Source organism: Modestobacter sp. VKM Ac-2982 (assembly GCF_026967935.1).
GTDB lineage: Bacteria > Actinomycetota > Actinomycetes > Mycobacteriales > Geodermatophilaceae > Modestobacter.
Window position 1 is genome coordinate 921,724 of sequence record NZ_JAPVBL010000001.1, and the last position, 12,443, is coordinate 934,166.

General features: G+C 74.2%; 13 protein-coding genes. All 13 read left to right on the forward strand.

Going from position 1 to position 12,443, the window contains the following annotated elements; translation table 11 throughout:
* Window positions 1–107 precede the first annotated feature (107 nt).
* The 13 genes from O2W20_RS04675 (at window position 108) to O2W20_RS04735 (ending at window position 12,354) form a co-directional block, all read left to right on the forward strand.
* Window positions 108–1,160, forward strand: a complete 1,053-nt coding sequence (locus O2W20_RS04675) for a hypothetical protein (protein WP_269170563.1) — start codon at window positions 108–110, stop codon at window positions 1,158–1,160.
* 34 nt (window positions 1,161–1,194) lie between these two features.
* Window positions 1,195–1,605: a cobalamin B12-binding domain-containing protein gene (locus tag O2W20_RS04680; protein ID WP_269170564.1), complete on the forward strand. Its 411-nt coding sequence runs from the start codon at window positions 1,195–1,197 to the stop codon at window positions 1,603–1,605.
* A gap of 104 nt (window positions 1,606–1,709) precedes the next feature.
* Window positions 1,710–2,870 (forward strand): ADP-forming succinate--CoA ligase subunit beta, encoded by a 1,161-nt coding sequence (sucC, locus tag O2W20_RS04685; RefSeq protein ID WP_269170565.1) that lies wholly within the window; start codon window positions 1,710–1,712, stop codon window positions 2,868–2,870.
* Between the two features lie 34 nt (window positions 2,871–2,904).
* Window positions 2,905–3,783 carry a succinate--CoA ligase subunit alpha gene (sucD, locus tag O2W20_RS04690; protein WP_269170566.1) on the forward strand — a complete coding sequence of 293 codons (879 nt, stop codon included), beginning with the start codon at window positions 2,905–2,907 and terminating at the stop codon, window positions 3,781–3,783.
* A gap of 138 nt (window positions 3,784–3,921) precedes the next feature.
* A complete protein-coding gene (locus O2W20_RS04695) occupies window positions 3,922–4,731 on the forward strand; it encodes a hypothetical protein (protein ID WP_269170567.1) in 810 nt (269 codons plus the stop codon).
* A gap of 85 nt (window positions 4,732–4,816) precedes the next feature.
* Window positions 4,817–6,004, forward strand: a complete 1,188-nt coding sequence (locus O2W20_RS04700) for a cell division protein PerM (protein WP_269170568.1) — start codon at window positions 4,817–4,819, stop codon at window positions 6,002–6,004.
* A gap of 49 nt (window positions 6,005–6,053) precedes the next feature.
* Window positions 6,054–6,692 (forward strand): phosphoribosylglycinamide formyltransferase, encoded by a 639-nt coding sequence (gene purN, locus O2W20_RS04705; protein WP_269170570.1) that lies wholly within the window; start codon window positions 6,054–6,056, stop codon window positions 6,690–6,692.
* Window positions 6,689–8,239: a bifunctional phosphoribosylaminoimidazolecarboxamide formyltransferase/IMP cyclohydrolase gene (gene purH, locus O2W20_RS04710; protein ID WP_269170571.1), complete on the forward strand. Its 1,551-nt coding sequence runs from the start codon at window positions 6,689–6,691 to the stop codon at window positions 8,237–8,239. The genes purN and purH overlap by 4 nt, the downstream gene beginning before the upstream one ends.
* Window positions 8,239–8,859 (forward strand): pentapeptide repeat-containing protein, encoded by a 621-nt coding sequence (locus O2W20_RS04715; RefSeq protein ID WP_269170572.1) that lies wholly within the window; start codon window positions 8,239–8,241, stop codon window positions 8,857–8,859. Before purH ends, O2W20_RS04715 begins: the two co-directional genes overlap by 1 nt.
* A gap of 37 nt (window positions 8,860–8,896) precedes the next feature.
* Entirely contained in the window at window positions 8,897–9,766 is an 870-nt protein-coding gene (locus O2W20_RS04720; RefSeq protein WP_269170573.1) for a bifunctional methylenetetrahydrofolate dehydrogenase/methenyltetrahydrofolate cyclohydrolase, read from the forward strand.
* Window positions 9,763–10,089 (forward strand): DUF3017 domain-containing protein, encoded by a 327-nt coding sequence (locus tag O2W20_RS04725; protein WP_269170574.1) that lies wholly within the window; start codon window positions 9,763–9,765, stop codon window positions 10,087–10,089. Before O2W20_RS04720 ends, O2W20_RS04725 begins: the two co-directional genes overlap by 4 nt.
* A 59-nt stretch (window positions 10,090–10,148) precedes the next feature.
* Window positions 10,149–11,102 carry a malate dehydrogenase gene (mdh, locus tag O2W20_RS04730; RefSeq protein WP_269170575.1) on the forward strand — a complete coding sequence of 318 codons (954 nt, stop codon included), beginning with the start codon at window positions 10,149–10,151 and terminating at the stop codon, window positions 11,100–11,102.
* Between the two features lie 37 nt (window positions 11,103–11,139).
* Window positions 11,140–12,354, forward strand: a complete 1,215-nt coding sequence (locus O2W20_RS04735; protein WP_269159227.1) for an NADP-dependent isocitrate dehydrogenase — start codon at window positions 11,140–11,142, stop codon at window positions 12,352–12,354.
* Window positions 12,355–12,443 lie beyond the last annotated feature (89 nt).

The following is a 12,443-nucleotide window of genomic DNA, read 5'->3' on the forward strand; positions in this document are numbered from 1 at the left end:
GGTGTGCTCAGTTTCGCGGACCGTAATGCCCCGTTGTGTTGAAAGTCATACAACCGATACACAACACGCGCCCGTGGCCAGACAGCTCGATCCCGAGGAGACCCCCAGTGCCCGCCCGTGACCGCGCCCCCGCCCGCACCGGCACGCCCGGCCGGCCCGCGGCGCGCACCCCGGCGGCCCGCCGCATCGGAGGTCGCCGCGCCGGTGCAACCGCGCCGTCCGCCGTCGCCCCCGACCGGGTCGTCGTCGGGCCGGTCCCGGTGCTGGCCCGCGCCTGCGGGCTGCTCCTCCTGCTCGCCGGGCTGGCCGGCGCAGCGGCGGCCTTCCCGACCTACCTCGTGGTCGGCGGGACGGCGGTGAGCCCCGTCCAGGGAGCGCTGGACGCCGTCCTGACTCTCGTCGCGCCGGTCGCCTCGATCGCGGTCGGCGCCGGGCTGCTCCTCGGGCGGGTGCCGCGGTTCGGTCTGGCCTACGCGGCGGTCACCGGCGCGCTGGCGGTCGGCCGGCTCCTCATCGAGCTCCATCGCGGGCAGGGGTCGACCACCCGCCCGGCGGTCGAGGTGCTGGCCGGTGAACTGGTGCTGACCAGCTCGGTGGAGGTTGGTGCCGGCTGGGTGCTCGGTGTCGTCGCCCTGGGCCTCGCCGTCCTCGCCGGGGTGACCGCGTTCGCCGCCTGGGGTCGCACGGTGATGGAGGACGGTGGCGGGCTGGACCCGCTGCGTCCGGTGCTCGCCGGCGTGGCGGCGCTCCTCGGCGTGGCGGCGGTGCTCGCCCTCGCGCTGCCGGCGGCCGACGTCCCGGACGAGGTGGTGACCGACCCGCTGACCGGGCTGGAGGCCGTCGTGGAGCAGGAGGGGCCGCAGGCGCTGCTGGAGCGGCCCGGGCTGGCCCTGCTGGGCGGGCTGCTGCTGGCGGGCGCGCTCGTGTTCTCCGCCGTCGTCGCGCCGTCGCTGCGGCCCCGGCTCGCCGCCGTCGGGGGACTGCTCGCCGTCGCGGTCTTCCTGCTGGACACCGCCCTGTCCGGGCTCCGCGACGCGTGGTCCAGTCCGGACCTGGAGTGGACCGTGCCGGGGATCGGCCTGCTGGTGCTGGCCCTCGGGGCGGTCGGGCTCACGCTCCTCGCCTGGCGCTGGCGGCGCGGTTCACCCGCTCAGGGGTGACGTAGGACACCCTGCCGCCCCTAGAGTCGAGGCCGTGGCAGCTGAGCGCATTCGTGTCGTGATCGCCAAGCCGGGCCTCGACGGTCACGACCGCGGCGCCAAGATCGTCGCCCGCGCGCTCCGCGACGCGGGCATGGAGGTCGTCTACACCGGGCTGCACCAGACGCCCGAGCAGATCGTGGACACCGTCGTCCAGGAGGACGCCGACGCGGTCGGGCTCTCGGTGCTCTCCGGCGCCCACATGACGCTGTTCCGGCGGCTCGCCGAGCTGCTCCGCGAGCGGGAGGTCGACGACGTCGTCGTCTTCGGGGGCGGGATCATCCCCGAGGCCGACCTGCCCGAGCTGTCCCGGCTGGGCGTGGCCCGGGTCTTCACCCCCGGTGCGAGCACCGAGGAGATCGTGGGCTGGGTCCGCGAACACGTGGGCGCCACCGCCGAGGCCTGACCCCACATCCCGATCCCGCTGAGCGGAAGAGACGGGTGAGACGTCCCCCTCCGACGGAGGGCAGGTGACGCGAGGCGGAACGGGGCGGGCTACGGTCCTTGCTCGTGGATCTCTTCGAGTACCAGGCCCGTGACCTGTTGGCCTCGCACGGCGTGCCCGTGCTCCCCGGCGGCGTCGCCGAGACGCCCGAGCAGGCGGAGGCGATCGCCCGTGAGATCTCCGCCCCGGTCGTCGTGAAGGCGCAGGTGAAGGTCGGCGGCCGCGGCAAGGCCGGCGGCGTGAAGCTGGCCGACGACCCCGAGAGCGCCAAGGCGCGGGCCCAGGACATCCTCGGGCTGGACATCAAGGGGCACATCACCCACAAGGTGATGGTGGCCCAGGCCAGCGACATCGCCGAGGAGTACTACTTCTCCTACCTGCTCGACCGCTCCAACCGCACCTTCCTGGCCATGGCCTCGGTCGAGGGCGGCGTGGAGATCGAGACGCTCGCCGTCGAGCGCCCGGAGGCGCTGGCCCGCATCCCCGTCGACGCCTCGGTCGGCGTCGACGCGCAGAAGGCCGCCGAGATCGTCGACGCCGCCGGCTTCCCGGCCGAGGTCCGCGACCAGGTGATCGCCATCGCCGTGCAGCTGTGGGACGTCTTCAGCAAGGAGGACGCCACCCTGGTCGAGATCAACCCGCTGGCCAAGGCGCCCGACGGCACCGTGCTCGCCCTGGACGCCAAGGTGACCCTGGACGAGAACGCCGCCTTCCGGCACGGCGACCACGACGCCCTCGAGGACGTCGCCGCCGCCGACCCGCTCGAGGCGGCCGCGAAGGAGAAGGGCCTCAACTACGTCAAGCTGGAGGGCGAGGTCGGCATCATCGGCAACGGCGCCGGCCTGGTCATGAGCACGCTGGACGTCGTGGCCTACGCCGGCGAGGAGTTCGGTGGGGTCCGCCCGGCCAACTTCCTCGACATCGGCGGTGGCGCCTCCGCCCAGGTGATGGCCGACGGGCTGGGCGTCATCCTGTCCGACCCGTCCGTGAAGAGCGTGTTCGTCAACGTCTTCGGCGGGATCACCGCCTGCGACGCCGTGGCCGACGGCATCGTCTCGGCGCTGGGCCTGCTCGGCGACGAGGCCACCAAGCCGCTGGTCGTGCGGCTGGACGGCAACAACGTGGAGGAGGGCCGGCGGATCCTCGCCGAGGCCGCCCACCCCCTGGTGACCGTGGTCGACACCATGGACGGCGCCGCCCGCCGCGCCGCCGAACTCGCCGCCTGATCGCCCCGGCACCCGAGAACAGGACACAGCAGAGATGTCGATCTTCCTCACCGAGAACAGCAAGGTCATCGTCCAGGGCATCACCGGATCCGAGGGCCGCAAGCACACTGCCCGGATGCTCGCCTCCGGCACCGCCGTCGTCGGTGGCGTGAACCCGAGCAAGGCCGGTCAGACCGTGGACTTCGACGGCACGTCCGTCCCCGTCTTCGGCACCGTCGCCGAGGCGATGAAGGAGACCGGGGCCGACGTCACCGTCGTCTTCGTGCCGCCGAAGTTCGCCAAGGGCGCCGTCCTCGAGGCCATCGACGCCCAGATCGGGATGGCCGTGGTCATCACCGAGGGCATCCCGGTGCACGACTCGACCTACTTCTGGGCGCACGCCCAGGGCGGCTCGACCCGGATCATCGGCCCGAACTGCCCCGGGCTGATCAGCCCCGGGCGGTCCAACGCCGGCATCATCCCGGCGAACATCACCCAGGCCGGCAAGATCGGGCTGGTCAGCAAGTCCGGCACGCTGACCTACCAGATGATGTACGAGCTCCGGGACATCGGCTTCTCCACCGCCGTCGGCATCGGCGGCGACCCGGTCATCGGGACGACGCACATCGACTGCCTCCAGGCGTTCCAGGACGACCCGGAGACCGAGGCCATCGTGATGATCGGCGAGATCGGCGGCGACGCCGAGGAGCGCGCGGCGGACTTCATCAAGGCCAACGTGACCAAGCCGGTCGTCGGCTACGTCGCCGGCTTCACCGCCCCCGAGGGCAAGACGATGGGCCACGCCGGCGCCATCGTGTCCGGCTCGGCCGGCACCGCGCAGGCCAAGCAGGAGGCCCTCGAGGCCGCCGGGGTCAAGGTCGGCAAGACGCCGTCGGAGACCGCTCGCCTCATGCGGGAGATCGTCGGCGGCTGACGCCACCGACCGCGTTCCACCGCCACTGCCCGGCGCCTCTCCGGAGGCGCCGGGCAGTGGCGTCCCCAGGGGTGCCTGCCGCGTGCCAGACGGCGGAGACTCACTGGTGCCCGTCCGCACGACGCCGAGGAGAGCACCATGACGCCGAGTGGTCCGGCCCAGCCTCCGGCGGGGCCCCAGCAGCCGGGCGGTCCGCTGCCGGGTGCGCCGGCCGCGGGCCCCGGCTTCGACCGGAGCAGGCTCGGGACGGCCGACGTGCTGGTGGCCGGGGGAGCCCTCCTCTACGTGCTCGTCGGCTTCCTGCCGTGGGCCTCGGTCGACTTCGACTTCGTCGGCCGGATCACCGCCAGCGGGTACGAGTACTCCGGGCTGGTCGTGCTCGGCGCGCTGTTGCTGCTGGCCGCAGGAGCGTGGGCGGTGCTCCCCGCGGTCCGGCAGGACCGGGTCGGCCCCCTGCGCGCCGCGCCGACCGTCGTCCTGGCCGCGTTGGCGCTGCTCTGCACGCTCATCGCCTGGCTGCGGAGCGCCGACTACGGCTTCCAGCTCCCCGCCCTGCTGGGCGTCCTCCTCGCCGCCGCCGTGACCGTCCTGGCCGCGCTCTCCCTGCTGCCCGGGCTCCGCGACGCGTCGGTCCTCCGCAGTGGTCCGGTCGACCGCGGGGAGGGCGACGCTGGAGGACGGTCGCCGCAGCACCAGCCGGCGCCCGGGTACGGGCCGCCGGCGGCCCCCGAGCAGCCGCAGTACGGCCGCCTGCACTACGGGCAGCCGGTGGCCTTCGGGCAGTCGCAGTACGCGCAGCCGCAGCACGAGCCGCCGCAGTACGGGCGTCCGGAGTACGGGCAGCCGGAGACCCACTGGCAGCGGCCCACCCCGGCGCCGCCGGCCGGCGGGGCGACCGCCGAGCACCCGGCGGACCCGGACCGGCCACGCCCCGCTGCCGACCGCTGACCCCCCGCCACGGGCGGGGCCGTGACTTGGGTCGCCCCGGCGCGTGCGCCACGCCGGGTCTCCTGCGCCTTGCGACAGTGAGGGGGTGACCTCCCTGCTGGCGCGTCTGCCCTCCGTCGGGTCGGGGGCGCGCCGCGGTCGGCTCACCGGCCTCCTGGCGGCGGCCGCCGCGCTGGCCGTGTCGGCGCTGGGCCTCGCCGGACTGACCCTTGCCGTCGTCGTCGTCCAGACGCTGGACCCCGACGGCGGGCTGCCCCTGACGTCCTCGGCGCGGGTGGCCGGCCAGCTGTGGTTGCTCGCGCAGGGCGCGGAGCTCGGGCTCTCCTCGGGCCCGGTGCGGCTCGCGCCGCTGGCCCTGACGGTGGCGATCGCCTGGGGGATCAGCCGGGCCGCCGGCTCGGTGGTGGCCCTCCGGCGGGTGCGCACCGGTGGTGGGGCGGCCGCGGTGCTGGCGCTCGTCGTCGCCGTCCACGTCGCCCTCGCCACCGGCCTGGCCCTGGCCCTGGACGCCCCGGGCGCCTCGGTCGCCCTGCCGCGTGCGGTGCTGGGCGCGGGCGTCGTCGCGCTCGTCGCCGGCGGGCTGGGGGTGCTGCGCGACTCGGGCCTGGGTGCGGAGCTGGTCGACCGGCTCCCCGGTCCCGGGCGGGTGGTGCTGCGCGCGGTGGCCGCCGGGACCCTGGCGCTGGCCGCCTGCTGCACCGCGGTGATCGCCGTGGCCCTCGTCGACGACGTGGCCGGGCTCGGCCGGATCATCACCGGCCTCGGTGGCGCCGGTGCCGGAGCCGCCGGGCAGGTCGGGCTGAGCCTGCTCGTGCTGCCCAACGCCGTGGGCGCGGTGATGGGCCTGGCCGCCGGCCCCGGCTTCCTGGTGGGCACCGGGACCTTCGTGTCCACCAGCGGCGTCACGCTGGGCAGCGTGCCCGCGCTGCCGCTGCTGGCCGCGCTGCCCGACACGCAGGCGGTGCCGCTGCTGGCCTTCCTCTCCCAGGTCCTGCCCGCGGTGGCCGGCCTCGTCACGGGTGCGGTGCTCGGTCGCCGGCTCGGCGACGACGACGGCGGCACGGTGATCGCGGCCCTCTGGGGTGTGGTCGCCGGGCTGGGCGTCGGCGTCTGCGCCGGGCTGTGGGTGCTGGTCGCCGGCGGCCGGCTCGGCGACGCGGCGCTGGCCGAGGTGGGTGCTCCGGCGCTGGCCACCGGACTGGCGATCGCCGCGCAGGCGGCCCTCGCGGCCGCCGTGGCCGCCGCCGTCAGCCGCTGGCGCGCGCGGGGCTGACCCCGGCCGCGGTCGGCCCGGCCGGAGGTGACGGCTAGGGTTGGCGAACGTGTCCGCCGACGCAGCCGTCCCGCGGTCCCGCGTCGTCGTCCTGTTGTCCGGGGCCGGCACGCTCTGCGCGGCGCTGCTGTCCGCCGCGGACTCGCCGGGCTACCCCGCCGAGGTGGTCGCTGTCGGCTCCGACCGCGCGGACGCCCCCGGCCTGGCGCACGCGCGTGACGCCGGCGTCCGCACCTTCGTCACCGCCCTGCGGGACGCCCCCGACCGGGCCGGCTGGGACGCCGCACTGGCCGCGGAACTGGCCCGGCACCGGCCCGACTGGGTCGTCTGCGCGGGCTTCATGAGGCTGCTGGGCCCGGCCGTCCTGGACGCGTTCGGTGGCCGGGTGCTCAACAGCCACCCGGCGCTGCTGCCGGCCTTCCCCGGCGCCCACGCCGTCCGGGACGCGTTGGCCGCCGGCGTCACCACGACCGGCGCGACCGTCCACCTCGTCGACGCCGGCCTCGACACCGGTCCGGTCCTGGCCCAGCGCCCGGTGCCGGTGCTGCCCGGGGACGACGAGGAACGCCTGCACGAGCGGATCAAGACCGTGGAGCGGGAGCTCCTGGTGCAGACCCTGGCCGGCCTCGTGGTCCAGGCCGCCGGGCTGTCCCCGACCGACCCACCGACCCAGGAGAGCACCCGATGAGCGACCGCACCCCCGTCCGCCGCGCCCTGCTCGGCGTCTACGACAAGAACGGCGTCGAGGAGCTGGCCCGTGGGCTGGTCGACGCCGGGGTGGAGCTGGTCAGCACCGGCGCCACCGCGGCCCGGATCGCCGCCGCCGGCCTGCCGGTCACCCCCGTCGAGCAGGTCACCGGCTTCCCCGAGTGCCTGGACGGCCGGGTCAAGACGCTGCACCCGGCGGTGCACGCCGGCATCCTCGCCGACCGGCGCCGGCCCGAGCACGTCGCCCAGCTCGACGAGCTGGGCATCGCCGCCTTCGACCTGGTCGTGGTGAACCTCTACCCGTTCAGCGACACGGTGGCCTCCGGCGCCTCGCCCGACGAGTGCATCGAGCAGATCGACATCGGCGGCCCGGCGATGGTGCGCGCCGCGGCGAAGAACCACCCCTCGGTCGCCGTCGTCGTCGACCCGGCCCGCTACGACGAGGTCGTCGAGGCGGTCACGGCCGGCGGGTTCACCCTGGCCCAGCGCCGGGAGCTGGCGGCCGAGGCGTTCCGGCACACCGCCGCCTACGACGTCGCCGTCGCCTCCTGGATGGGGAACGTGCTGGCCCCGGACGACGCGAGCGGCTTCCCCGAGTGGGTCGGCGGGAGCTGGGAGCGCACCGACGTCCTGCGCTACGGCGAGAACCCCCATCAGGGCGCGGCGCTGTACCGCAGCGGGCAGTCGGGTCTCGCGGACGCCGAGCAGTTGCACGGCAAGCAGATGTCCTACAACAACTACGTCGACACCGACGCCGCCTGGCGGGCCGCCCACGACCACGCCGACCCCTGCGTGGCGATCATCAAGCACGCCAACCCCTGCGGCATCGCCGTCGGTGCCGACATCGCCGCCGCCCACCGCAAGGCGCACGCCTGCGACCCGGTCTCCGCGTTCGGTGGCGTGATCGCGGCCAACCGCGAGGTCGACCTGACCCTGGCCGAGCAGATCGCCGAGGTCTTCACCGAGGTCGTCGTCGCCCCCTCGTTCACCCAGGACGCCCTCGGCGTGCTGACCGCGAAGAAGAACGTCCGGCTGCTGCGCATGCCGGAGGTGCCGCGGCTGTCGGTGGAGCTGCGCGCGATCAGCGGCGGGCTGCTGCTGCAGACCGCCGACCGGATCGACGCACCCGGCGACGACCCGACCAGCTGGACGCTGGCCGCAGGTGCACCGCTGGACGCCGCGGGGCTGGACGACCTGGTGTTCGCCTGGCGGTCGGTCCGCTCGGTGAAGAGCAACGCCATCCTGCTGGCGGCCGACAAGGCCACCGTCGGGGTCGGCATGGGGCAGGTCAACCGGGTCGACTCCGCCCGGCTCGCGGTGGCCCGGGCGGGGGAGCGGGCGACCGGCTCGGTGGCCGCCTCCGACGCGTTCTTCCCCTTCGCCGACGGGCTGCAGGTCCTGCTGGACGCCGGGGTGCGGGCCGTGGTGCAGCCGGGCGGGTCGGTGCGGGACGAGGAGGTCGTCGCCGCCGCGCAGGCCGCCGGGGTGACGCTGTACCTCACCGGCACCCGCCACTTCGCGCACTGATGCGGGACCCGCAACCGCCGGCGCCGGGCACGGTCTGGGAGGGCGAGGACCTCGCCCGGGTCGACTGGGACTGGGCCCGGCTGGAGCAGGTCACGTTCATCGACTGCCGCTTCGACGACGCCGACATGTCCGAGCTGGTCACCACGCGGTGCGTCTTCGAGCGCTGCGTGCTCACCGGGGCGGCGCTGTCGGGCTCCCGGCACGAGGGGACGGCGTTCCTCTCCTGCCGGTTCGACCGGGCGAAGCTGTCCAACGTGACCTGGAGCGGGTGCAAGCTCACCGGCTCGCAGTTCCCCGGCGCCACGCTGCGGCCGATGACCTCCAGCGAGTGCGACTGGTCCTACGTGTCGCTGCGGGGCGTCGACCTCTCGGGTGTCGACCTCTCCGGCCAGAGGCTGACCGAGGCCGACCTCACCGACACCGTGCTGACCGACGCCGACCTGACCCGGGCCGACCTCCGGCGCGCCCGGCTGCAGTCCACCCAGCTGCGCGGGGCGGACCTGCGCGGTGCCCAGACCGACGGCGTCAACTGGCGGGGGTTCGACCCCACCGGGGTGCGGCTGGACCTGGCGCAGGCCGTGCTGTTCACCAGCGCCCACGGCGCCCTGGTGGCCGGCTGAGCGAGCCCGGCGGGGTGCGTCGGGCAGACTGCACCCCGTGGTGGCGACGACTCTGGACGGCAAGGCGACCGCGGCGACGATCCGGGCGGAGCTGACCGAGCGGGTGGCGGCCCTCGCCGCGGCCGGACGGCGACCGGGCCTGGGCACCCTGCTGGTCGGCGACGACCCGGGCAGCCGCTGGTACGTCGGGGCCAAGCACTCCGACTGCGCCCAGGTCGGCATCGCGAGCATCCAGCGGGAGCTGCCGGCCACCGCCGACCTCGCCGAGGTGCTCGCCGTCGTCGACGAGCTCAACGCCGACCCGGCCTGCACCGGCTACATCGTGCAGCTGCCCCTGCCGCGCGGCATCGACGAGAGCGTCGTGCTCGAGCGGATCGACCCGGCCAAGGACGCCGACGGCCTGCACCCGGTCAACCTCGGCCGGCTGGTGCTCGGCGTCCCCGGGGCGCTGCCCTGCACGCCGGTCGGGATCGTCGAGCTGCTCCGCCGCTTCGACGTCCCGCTGGCCGGCGCGGAGGTGGTCGTGGTCGGCCGCGGCATCACCGTCGGCCGGCCGCTGGGCCTGCTGCTCACCCGGCGCACCGAGAACGCGACCGTGACCCTCTGCCACACCGGCACCCGGGACCTGGCCGCGCACACCCGCGCGGCCGACGTCGTCGTCGCGGCGGCCGGCGTCCCGGGGCTGATCACCGCCGACATGGTCAAGCCCGGTGCGGCCGTGCTCGACGTGGGGGTCAGCCGGGTGGACGGCAAGATCGCCGGCGACGTCGCCGCGGACGTGCGTGAGGTGGCCGGCTTCGTGGCCCCCAACCCCGGCGGGGTCGGCCCGATGACCCGGGCGATGCTGCTGGCCAACGTCGTCCTGGCCGCCGAGCAGGCGGCCGGGGTCGAGGCGCTGACGGCATGACCCGGCCCGCCGGCGGGAGCCCACCGACCCGGCCGCCGCTCTACCTGCGCCGACCGCTGCTGGCCGGCTTCCTCCGGCAGTGGCCGCTGCTGGCCGTCATCGTCGTCGCCGGGGCCGGGCTGCTGCTCGTCGCGGCCGACCGGTGGCGATCGGGGCTGGTCGTGATGGGGGTCGCGCTGGTCGCCGCAGCCGCGCTGCGCCTGCTGCTCCCGTTGCGTCGCACCGGCTTCCTCGCCGTCCGCAGTCAGCGCATCGACGTCGCCCTGACGGGCTCCGCCGGCGTCGCGCTCGTGGTCCTGGCCCTGAGCATCCCGCCCACCTGACCAGCCCGGTGCGGCCCCCGCATGGCCGGACGGCGCCGCTCGGGGCTAGGTTGGCGGGCATGGCAGAGCGGGCCCGGAACGGCAAGGTCACCGTGGTCGGTGCCGGTTTCTACGGCTCGACCACCGCGTTGCGACTGGCGGAGTACGACCTGTTCGAGACGGTCGTGCTCACCGACATCGTGGAGGGAAAGCCCGAGGGGCTGGCGCTGGACATCAACCAGTCGCGCCCGATCGAGGGGTTCGAGACCCGGGTGGTGGGGGTCGGCGGCGGTTCGTACGCGGGCACCGAGGGCTCCGACGTCGTGGTCATCACCGCGGGGCTGCCCCGCAAGCCCGGCATGAGCCGGATGGACCTGATCGAGACCAACGCCGGCATCGTCCGCCAGGTCGCCGAGAACGTCGCGCAGACCTCCCCGGACGCCGTCGTCATCGTCGTCTCCAACCCGCTGGACGAGATGACCGCCCTGGCGCAGCTGGCCACCGGCTTCCCGAAGGCCCGCGTCATGGGCCAGGCCGGGATGCTGGACACCGCTCGCTTCAGCAACAACGTCGCCGAGGAGCTCGGCGTCCCGGTCGCCTCCGTGCGGACGCTGACCCTGGGCTCGCACGGCGACACGATGGTCCCGGTGCCGTCCCGCTGCACCGTCGACGGCAAGCCGCTGGCCGACGTGCTGCCCGCCGACCGCATCGCGCACCTGGTCGACCGGACCCGCAACGGCGGGGCCGAGGTCGTGGCGCTGCTGAAGACCGGGTCCGCCTACTACGCGCCGTCCGCGGCAGCCGCCCGGATGGCCCGCGCCGTGATCTCCGACAGCGGCGCCGTGATGCCGGTGTGCGCCTGGGTCGACGGCGAGTACGGGATCGCCGGGGTCTACCTGGGGGTCGAGGCCGAGATCGGCCGAGAAGGTGTCCGGAAGGTCGTCGAGGGCGACCTCTCCGACAGTGAGCTGGCCGGCCTGCGCGAGGCCGCCGAGGCGGTACGCGCCAAGCAGGCCGATGTAGTCGACCTCTGACCGCGCTGGTCAGAGCAGCAGAGAGGGAACTGATTTCGTGAGCAAGATCAAGGTAGAGGGCAAGGTCGTCGAGCTCGACGGCGACGAGATGACCCGGATCATCTGGCAGTTCATCAAGGACCAGCTGATCCTCCCGTACCTGGACGTCGACCTCGAGTACTACGACCTCGGCATGGAGAACCGCGACGCGACCGACGACCAGGTCACCGTCGACGCGGCCAACGCCATCAAGCAGCACGGCGTGGGCGTCAAGTGCGCCACCATCACCCCGGACGAGGCGCGGGTCGAGGAGTTCGGCCTGAAGAAGATGTGGCGCTCCCCGAACGGGACGATCCGGAACATCCTCGGCGGCGTGATCTTCCGCGAGCCGATCATCATGCAGAACGTGCCGCGGCTGGTGCCGGGCTGGACGAAGCCGATCATCATCGGCCGCCACGCCTACGGCGACCAGTACCGCGCCACCGACTTCACGTTCCCCTCCGCGGGCACCCTGAAGGTCGTCTTCACCCCCGAGGACGGCGGCGAGCCGATCGAGCGCGAGGTCTTCCAGGCCCCCGGCGCCGGCGTCTCGCTGTCGATGTACAACCTCGACGACTCGATCCGCGACTTCGCCCGGGCCTCGCTGAACTACGGGCTCAACCGCGGCTACCCGGTCTACCTGTCCACGAAGAACACGATCCTGAAGGCCTACGACGGCCGGTTCAAGGACATCTTCGAGGAGGTCTTCCAGGCCGAGTTCAAGGAGCAGTTCGACGCGGCCGGGATCACCTACGAGCACCGCCTCATCGACGACATGGTCGCGGCGTCCCTCAAGTGGGAGGGCGGCTACGTCTGGGCGTGCAAGAACTACGACGGTGACGTCCAGTCCGACACCGTGGCCCAGGGCTTCGGCTCGCTCGGCCTGATGACGTCGGTGCTGGCCACCCCGGACGGCAAGACCGTCGAGGCCGAGGCCGCCCACGGCACGGTCACCCGGCACTACCGCCAGCACCAGCAGGGCAAGGAGACCTCGACGAACCCGATCGCGTCGATCTTCGCCTGGACCCGGGGCCTGGCCCACCGCGGCGTGCTCGACGGCACCCCCGAGGTGACCCGGTTCGCCGAGACCCTCGAGCGGGTCTGCATCGAGACCGTCGAGGGCGGTCAGATGACCAAGGACCTCGCACTGCTGATCTCCAAGGACAGCCCGTGGCTGACCACCCAGGACTTCCTGGCGGCGATCGACACCAACCTGCAGAAGGCGATGGCCTGACGACAGCTGTCGTGATGATGGCCTGACAGTTGTAGTTCAGAACGACCCCCGCGACCTCTGGTCGCGGGGGCCGTTCTGCGTTGCGGGCG

What these genes read in the sequence shown, in the direction of transcription:
- purH (WP_269170571.1), top strand. Translation starts at nt 6,689, where the DNA reads ATGAGCGACCGCACCCCCGTCCGCCGCGCCCTGCTCGGCGTCTACGAC.
- O2W20_RS04725 (WP_269170574.1), top strand. Translation starts at nt 9,763, where the DNA reads ATGACCCGGCCCGCCGGCGGGAGCCCACCGACCCGGCCGCCGCTCTAC.
- O2W20_RS04695 (WP_269170567.1), top strand. Translation starts at nt 3,922, where the DNA reads ATGACGCCGAGTGGTCCGGCCCAGCCTCCGGCGGGGCCCCAGCAGCCG.
- sucD (WP_269170566.1), top strand. Translation starts at nt 2,905, where the DNA reads ATGTCGATCTTCCTCACCGAGAACAGCAAGGTCATCGTCCAGGGCATC.
- O2W20_RS04715 (WP_269170572.1), top strand. Translation starts at nt 8,239, where the DNA reads ATGCGGGACCCGCAACCGCCGGCGCCGGGCACGGTCTGGGAGGGCGAG.
- mdh (WP_269170575.1), top strand. Translation starts at nt 10,149, where the DNA reads ATGGCAGAGCGGGCCCGGAACGGCAAGGTCACCGTGGTCGGTGCCGGT.